Genomic DNA, 7740 nt, shown 5'->3' on the forward strand with positions numbered 1-7740 from the left:
CAGTCCACCCGCCCCGCGAGCAGCGCCCACCCCACGAAGGCGACGATGTCGATCAGCGCATGGGCCACCACCAGGGGCATCACCCGTCCCCACCGCCGGTACAACAGCACGAAGACCACGCCCATCACGAAGTTGCCGACGAAGCCGCCGATGCCCTGGTAGAGGTGGTAGAAGGCGCGCAGCACCGAGGAGGCCAGGAGGGCGGCGAGCGGGGTCCATCCCAGTTGTCCGAGCCGGTGCAACAGATAGCCGACCACGATCACCTCCTCCAGCAGGGAGTTCTGCAGGGCGGAGGCGATCAGCACCGGAAGCTTCCACCACGTCTCCGGCAGCGACTCGGGCACCACCGTGAGGTTGAGGCCGGCGGCCTGCGCGCCGAGGTAGAGCACCAGCCCGCTGCCGCCGATGACGGCGGCCACGCCCGCCCCCCGACCGAGGTCGGACCAGGGGCGGCGCAGGTCCAGGCCGATGGCACCCGTGCCGGGAGCGGTGCCGTCGAACCGATCGCGGGTCAGCAGGTGGATCACCAGCAGCACGGGCACCAGCGCGGTGGCGATCCCGAAGAGCTGCCAGGCGAGGTCGAGCCACGGCCGGTCCGGGGCGCGGGAGGAGTTGAGCCCGGCGACATGGTCGGAGAGGCCGCCGGGAGCCGTGAGGACGCCCGTGAACCGGATGAGGGAGGCGATCGCGCTCGCCCCGAGGGAAAGTGCGAGGACCAGCAGCACCTCGTGGCCCAGGAGCCGGCGACGGAGCGGGTCGGCCACGGGCGCGCCCCCGGACCGGCCGGCTCCCCCCGTCCGCCCCGGCAATCCCGCGGACGGCGGGGGCTCCGTCGTACCGGGTCGCCGTGTCCCGTCCACCGGACCCGTCTCGCGTCCCGCGCCGTCCCGCCGCATGCACCGCTCCTCGCCTCGTTCGTCGTCGCACCGCACCGACTCCTTCCGCCGGAACGGAAGGGGCCGGGCGGGTGGTTCCCGGTCGGGAGCCGGGACCGAACGGGCGTCTCAGACGTCCAGGGGCCAGGTGTGGACCGGTTCGTCGGTGGCGGAGAGCTCGCAGTACCGCTGGACCAGTCGCATGAGCGCCGTGTCCCGATCGGCCCCTCGCTCCACCGCCCGGTGGTGGAACCGAGTCTGCCATCCGGCGCCGGTGAGACCGGTGCGGCAGCGCCCCTCGATCACCCCGAGATAACGGTCGCGGTCGGCCGGGGCGACGCCCCAGGCGTCCAGGCCGGCCGAGGCCATGGGCAGCAGGTGTTCGGTGACCAGGCGGACGGCCGGGATCTCCTCGCTCTCCTGCCCCCGTCCCCGGCGCGGCCACGCCAGCCGGGCGTCGATCCCGTGCCGACAGGCGGTGTGGAAGTTGTGTTCGGCCATGCGGAACGGGAGGCGCCGCCAGAGGGGCTCGGGCTGTTCCGCCAGGGCACGGACCAGGCCGTAGTAGAAGGCTGCGTTGGCGACCATGTCGGTGGCGGTGGGCCCGGTGGACAGCACCCGGTTCTCCACCCGCAGGTGCGGCACGCCGTCGGCGACGTCGTAGACGGGGCGGTTCCAGCGGTAGATGGTCCCGTTGTGCAGGACGAGTTCACCGAGCCGGGGCACGCCGCCGGCGGCCAGGACCCGGCGGGGCTCCTCCTCCTCGCACAGCGGGAGCAGGGCCGGGAAGTAGCGCAGGTTCTCCTCGAAGAGGTCGAGGGGCGAGTCGATCCAGCGTTCCCCGAACCAGGAACGCGGACGCACCCCCTGGGCGATGAGTTCGGGCGGACGGGTGTCGGTGGCCTGCAGGAAGAGCGGGGGGCGGGTCTCCTGCCACAGCTCGCGACCGAAGGCGAAGGGTGAGTTGGCGCCCACCGCGATCTGGGCGGCCGCGGCCACCTGGGAGGCGTTCCACACGTCGGCGAACCGCTCGGGGGTGACCTGCAGGTGGAACTGCACGGCGGTGCAGACCGATTCGGGGATGATCGAGTCGAAGGTGCGCCGCAGCGTCTCGGTTCCCGTGATGTCGAGGGAGATCAGTTCCCCGCGGGCGGCCATGATCTGGTCGTTCAGCAGCGTGTAGCGCTCCACGTCGGTGAGTTGGGCGGCGTTCATGCCCTCGCCGGTGAGGGTGGGGAGAATGCCCACCAGAACCGGCCGGGCATCGAATTCCGCTCCGGTCCGGGCCGCGTAGGCGAAGGCGATGCGCAGTTCCTCCGCCAGGTCGTCCAGGACCCGGTCGCGCAACCGACGGGGCGCCATATTCAGTTCCAGCGTGAAACGCCCCAACTCGCTCTGGAAATCGGCGGTGGCCATCCGGGAGAGGACTTCCTCGTTGACCATTCGCGGAACGCCCCGCGAATCGGCGAGGGGTACCTCCACCTCCAGACCGATGAGATCCCGGGGGCGATCGAACGCCTTGTCCTCCAACAAATCGCGCAGAGCCTCCAGGCAACTCTGCAGTTTCTCGCGAAAACGCCGGCGGTCCGCCGGGTCGAAGCCGTCAGCTGCGATGTTCGCGCCCACGACCGGGCACCTCCTTCGACGGTCCCCCCGGAGCCGGTCCGGGACCGGCACGTCCGGGATCGGGGCGCGCGCCCGCGATGTTCCGATCATGCCCATCGCCGGGGCACGCTAACGCACGGGATGCGGCACGCCGCTTCCGGCGGAAGCACGGTCACGACGCATATTCCTGTGGAATACTGCCCACAGGGGAGCCGGAAGGACGTGGCTTCCGTCGCGGCGCCGGCCCGCCCGCCATGACTCCCGGGGGCGGGAAAACGGAATTCGGCCGGTTTTCCGCTTGCTGTCACATGCCGGTACGGCTACCGGAAACATGGCGCCAACATCCGCCGGTTAAAATCCGGGAACGCGTGTCTCCGAAGCGAGAGGCGACCCACCATGCCCCTGTATCTTCCGCCGGCACCCGAGCCGGCCGAGCGCTGTGTGCGCACCGCGCTCCGCTCCCCCGTCGTCCGGGCCCCCCATTCCCGGGAATCCCATCGGGTCCACCCCGAGGGCCGGGAGGTTCGCGAGAGCCGCGAGGATCTGGTACCGGCGCGGCCGCTGCCCGTTCACCAGTGGGAGGTCGGGGCCGCTCCCGCGGCGTCCGCGCCGCTGGTCGGCTGGCGGTTCCTGCTGATGCGCGACGGTCTGCCGGTCGGTACGGCCGAGACCCGGCTGACCGCCGACGGCTGGGCCTTCTCGCACTTCGGGGAGGGCCCCTACGCCGCGTCCACCGACCTCGCGCTGCGGCGGGCGGACGAGTTGGAGGAGACCTGGTCGCCGTGTCTGTTGTCGGTGCCCCGGTTGTACATGCTCACCCTGTGGCTCCGTCCCGCCGGGAAGGCGGATGGGCCCCCGGAGCCCGCCACGGGGGGGCCGGTGGCCGGTGACCTGTTGGTGCCCCTGGCGCCGGCCCCGCCGGGGATCGCGGCGAACCGGCCGATGACGGCCGCGACGCTGCACGCGCTGGTGGGTTCCAGACTGGCGCCTGCTCAGTTGGCGGGCTGACGGCGCCGGACGCCGGGTCGGGCCCGTTCCCCCGAGGACGTGGGAGCGGACCCGACCCGGCACCCGTGTGTCCGGAGCCCTCCGGGCCGGGGATCCGCCGGCAGGGCGGGATCCGACCGTCGCCATTCGGTCGCATCCGGCGCGCGCCCCGCACCGCGACGGACGCGCGGTGCGGGGCCCGACGAGCGGGGCTCAGCCCCGGTACGCCTCGGGCGGCGGGCAGGAGCAGACGAGATTGCGGTCCCCCCGGGCTCCGTCGATGCGGCGCACCGGGGGCCAGTACTTGTCGGCCGGGTCCGTTCCGCCCGGGAAGGCGGCTTCGGCCCGCGAGTACGGGTGCGGCCACTCCCCGGCCAACTGCGCCGCGGTGTGGGGGGCGTTGCGCAACGGGTTGTCGTCCGCCGGCCACTCCCCGGAGGCGACCCGCCCGATCTCCTCGCGGATGGCGATCATCGCGTCGCAGAAGCGATCGATCTCCGTGAGGTCCTCGCTCTCGGTCGGCTCGATCATCAGGGTGCCGGCCACCGGGAAGGACATGGTCGGGGCGTGGAAACCGTAGTCGATGAGCCGCTTGGCCACGTCGTCGATGGTGACGCCGGTGGCCTTGGTCAACGGCCGCACGTCCACGATGCACTCGTGGGCGACCAGGCCGCCGGGGCCGGTGTAGAGCACCGGGAAGTGCGGTCGCAGGCGATGGGCGATGTAGTTGGCGGCCAGGACCGCGGTGCCGGTGGCCCGGCGCAGCCCGTCCGGGCCCATCAGGCGCAGGTAGGCCCAGGAGATGGGCAGGATGCCCGCGGACCCGAAGGGCGCGGCGGAGATCGGCCCGATGCCGGTCTCCGGGCCCGCGTCCGGGCGCAGCGGGTGGTTGGGCAGGTACGGGGCGAGGTGGGCGCGGACCGCGACCGGGCCCACGCCGGGGCCACCGCCGCCGTGCGGGATGCAGAAGGTCTTGTGCAGGTTCAGGTGCGAGACATCCGCGCCGAATCGCCCCGGACGGGCGAGGCCGACGAGGGCGTTGAGGTTCGCGCCGTCGACGTAGACCTGCCCCCCGGCGTCGTGGACGGCGGCGCAGATCTCGCCGATGTTCTCCTCGAAGACGCCGTGGGTGGAGGGGTAGGTGACCATCAGCACCGCGAGCCGGTCGCGGTGCTCCTCGATGCGGGCCCGCAGGTCCTCGGTGTCGATGTCGCCGTCGTCACCGGTGCGGACCACCACCACCTCCATGCCGGCCATGACCGCGCTGGCGGCGTTGGTGCCGTGGGCGGAGGAGGGGATCAGGCAGACCGTGCGCCGCTCCTGGCCGGTGGCCCGGTGATGGGCCCGCACGGCGAGGAGGCCGGCGAGTTCCCCCTGGGAGCCGGCGTTGGGCTGGAGGGAGACCCGGTCGTAGCCGGTGATCTCGGCCAGGCGTTCCTCCAGGTCCCGGATGAGCGCCAGGTGCCCCTCGGTCTGATCGGCGGGGGCGAAGGGGTGCAGGTCGGCGAAGCCGGGCCAGGTGATGGGCTCCATCTCGACCGCGGCGTTGAGCTTCATGGTGCAGGAGCCGAGGGGGATCATGCCCCGGTCCAGGGCGTAGTCGCGGTCCGCGAGGCGTCGGATGTAGCGGAGCAGCGCGGTCTCGGAGCGGTACTCGTGGAAGACGGGGTGGGTGAGGTAGCCACCGGTGCGCGAGAGCCCGTCGGGCAGCGCGTCGGGGGTGCGCGCGTCGAGGTCGTCGAGGGCGGCGGGGCCGGCCGGTCGGAGGGGGGCGCCGAAGGCGGCCAGGACGGCGAGCAGGTCGGCGCGGCCGGTGGTCTCGTCACAGGAGACGCCCACGTGGTCGGCGTCGACGCGGCGCAGGTTGATGCCGGCGTCGCGGGCGGCCCCGACCACCTCGTCGGCCCGCCCCGGGACCCGGGCGGTGACGGTGTCGAAGAACGCGTCGTGGACCACCTCCACGCCGCCGGCCCGCAGTCCGGCGGCGAGCAGCGCGGCCATGCGGTGGGTGCGGCGGGCGATGGCGGCCAGTCCCTGCGGCCCGTGGTGGACGGCGTAGAAACCGGCGATGACGGCGAGCAGCACCTGGGCGGTGCAGATGTTGCTGGTGGCCTTCTCCCGCCGGATGTGCTGTTCGCGGGTCTGCAGGGCCAGGCGGTGGGCGGGGCGGCCGTCGGCGTCCCGCGAGACGCCCACCAGCCGGCCGGGCAGGCTGCGGGCGTGTCGGTCGCGCACGGCCAGGTAGCCCGCGTGCGGGCCGCCGAAGCCCATCGGCACGCCGAAGCGCTGGGTGGTGCCCACGGCGATGTCGGCGCCCAGTTCACCGGGCGGGGCGAGGAGGGTGAGCGCCAGCAGATCGGCGGCGACGGTGACCAGCGCCCCCAGTTCACGGGCGCGTTCGATGACCGGCCGGGGGTCCCGGACCACGCCGGAGGCGCCGGGGTACTGCAGCAGCAGGCCGAAGAAGCCGCGCTCGACGATCTCCTCGGGCAGCCCGTCGGCCAGGTCGGCCACGACCACCTCGATGCCGAGGGGCTCGGCCCGGGTGCGCAGGACGGCCAGGGTCTGCGGAAGACACTCGGCATCGACCACGAAGACGTCGGAGGACGCGCGACCCACCCGCCGGGACAACGCCATGGCCTCGGCCGCGGCCGTGCCCTCGTCCAGCAGGGAGGCGCCGGCGACGGGCAGTGCGGTGAGGTCGGAGACCACCGTCTGGAAGTTCAGCAGGGCCTCCAGCCGGCCCTGGGAGATCTCCGGCTGGTAGGGCGTGTAGGCCGTGTACCAGGCGGGGTTCTCCAGAACGTTGCGGCGGATCACCGCGGGGGTGACGGTCCCGTGGTACCCCAGACCGATCATGGGGCGCAGGACGCGGTTGCGGTCGGCGAGTTCGCGCAGTTCCGCCAGGACCTCGGCCTCGGTGCGGGCGGCGGGCAGGGCGAGCGCCTCGGAGGAGCGGATCACCGCGGGGACCGCGGCGTCCAGCAGCGCGTCGAGGGAATCGTGGCCGACGGCGTCGAGCATCTTGGCCCGCTCGGCCTCGTCGGGGCCGATGTGCCGGGCGGCGAAGGGGGTGCCGCGCTCGAGGTCGGCGAGGGCGGGAGTGGGCGACTGACGGTCTGCCGGCTGGGACATGCGGGGCCTCCTGGTCCGGACCTCCGGGCATCCCGGTCGGGCGCCCGCGGCCTCCCCCTCTGTCATCACGACGACTCGTGACCTGAGAGCTTCACCGACCGGACCGGAACCCGGTGGCTTTCCCCTTCGGTGAGCGGGGTGGGGGATCGACGGCGATCCCGACACGCCCGCTGCTTTCCAGAGTGGTTTCGCCCGTGCGGTACGGGGGCCTGAGAGATTCCGGGGAGGATTTGCTCCTTCGGCGCCGTCGAATGTCGCTCTCCGACGGACTCTCCCGCACGAGGTCGGCAACCCGGAATCGATCCTACCAGCGCCCTTCGAGTGGCAGGGGGAACGAAAGTGTCCTTGGGTAGGAGATGAGGACGTGTGTCCCGGGCCCGACGGCCCCGGGGCGGCGGACCGGACGCCGGCACCGACGAGGTGACTCGACGAGGTGGATGAGGTGGGAAGAACGTGCACACGAACATCGATCCCCGGGAATTGATCGGTCGGCGGGCCGTGGACCGCAACGGGACACGGATCGGCACCGTGGACGAGGTCTACCTCGACGACGCGACCGGGACCCCGGAGTGGGCCGCGGTGCGCACCGGCCTGTTCAGCCGGGACGCCTTCGTCCCCCTGGAGCCCAGCGAACTGGTCGACGAGGAGCTGCGCGTGCCCTTCGACCGTTCCCTGGTGCGCGAGGCACCCGATTTCGGGGTGGGACGTCATCTCTCCCCGGAGCAGGAACTCCAGTTGTACCGGCATTACGGGCTGGACGTGCCGGGCGGCACGACGCCCTCCCCGGAGGACCGGGATTTCGGACGGCTGGCGGGCGATCCCGCCGCTCCGACGGCGGATTCCGCGGAGCCCGCGGAGGCGGCGGGACCGGCCGGGGACACCACGGACGAGGAGACCGGCCCCCGGGGGTGATCGGCCCCGACGAGCGGCAGGGGCTCGGCCTCGCGCAGGTCCGGGTCGTCGAGCCGCAGGGTGAGGGCCCGCCCCGGCGGGGAGTCGGGTCGTTCGAAGCGGACCGTGACCCTTCCCAGACCACTGCCCTGGATCCAGCCCGGACCGTGCGTGGTGTGGTGGACGTCGCGTCCGGGGATCGGGCGCGGGATCGCGGGACGGGGGTCGGCGGCCCGCTCCACCGGGG

General features: G+C 73.0%; 5 protein-coding genes and 1 riboswitch. Of the genes, 2 read left to right on the forward strand and 3 right to left on the reverse strand.

Annotation, left to right across the window (positions count from 1 at the left end; all coding sequences use genetic code 11):
• Positions 1–764 (reverse strand): CPBP family intramembrane glutamic endopeptidase (locus FOE67_RS10800; RefSeq protein WP_323384682.1); only part of this gene is annotated, 764 nt, incomplete at its 3' end.
• A 240-nt stretch (positions 765–1004) separates the two neighbouring features.
• Positions 1005–2501, reverse strand: coding sequence for a glutamate-cysteine ligase family protein (locus FOE67_RS10805; protein ID WP_182662993.1), 1497 nt, complete (start codon positions 2499–2501; stop codon positions 1005–1007).
• Between the two features lie 375 nt (positions 2502–2876).
• Here FOE67_RS10805 and FOE67_RS10810 point away from each other — a divergent pair, with 375 nt between their 5' ends.
• Entirely contained in the window at positions 2877–3488 is a 612-nt protein-coding gene (locus FOE67_RS10810; protein WP_182662995.1) for a hypothetical protein, read from the forward strand.
• A gap of 192 nt (positions 3489–3680) precedes the next feature.
• Here the strand turns inward: FOE67_RS10810 and gcvP are convergent, their stop codons facing one another.
• Complete coding sequence (gene gcvP, locus FOE67_RS10815) at positions 3681–6602, reverse strand: aminomethyl-transferring glycine dehydrogenase (RefSeq protein WP_182662997.1); 2922 nt, start codon at positions 6600–6602, stop codon at positions 3681–3683.
• A gap of 187 nt (positions 6603–6789) precedes the next feature.
• Positions 6790–6889, reverse strand: a riboswitch (glycine riboswitch).
• A 166-nt stretch (positions 6890–7055) separates the two neighbouring features.
• On the opposite strand from gcvP, the gene FOE67_RS10820 reads away from it, so the two are divergent.
• Positions 7056–7514, forward strand: a complete 459-nt coding sequence (locus tag FOE67_RS10820; protein ID WP_182662999.1) for a PRC-barrel domain-containing protein — start codon at positions 7056–7058, stop codon at positions 7512–7514.
• Positions 7515–7740 lie beyond the last annotated feature (226 nt).

This window comes from Streptomyces calidiresistens (genome assembly GCF_014141525.1).
Classification (GTDB): Bacteria; Actinomycetota; Actinomycetes; order Streptomycetales; family Streptomycetaceae; genus Streptomyces; species Streptomyces calidiresistens.

Excerpts from the sequence above, each read along its gene's own strand:
- gcvP (WP_182662997.1), bottom strand. The coding sequence starts at position 6,602 with ATGTCCCAGCCGGCAGACCGTCAGTCGCCCACTCCCGCCCTCGCCGAC.
- FOE67_RS10810 (WP_182662995.1), top strand. The coding sequence starts at position 2,877 with ATGCCCCTGTATCTTCCGCCGGCACCCGAGCCGGCCGAGCGCTGTGTG.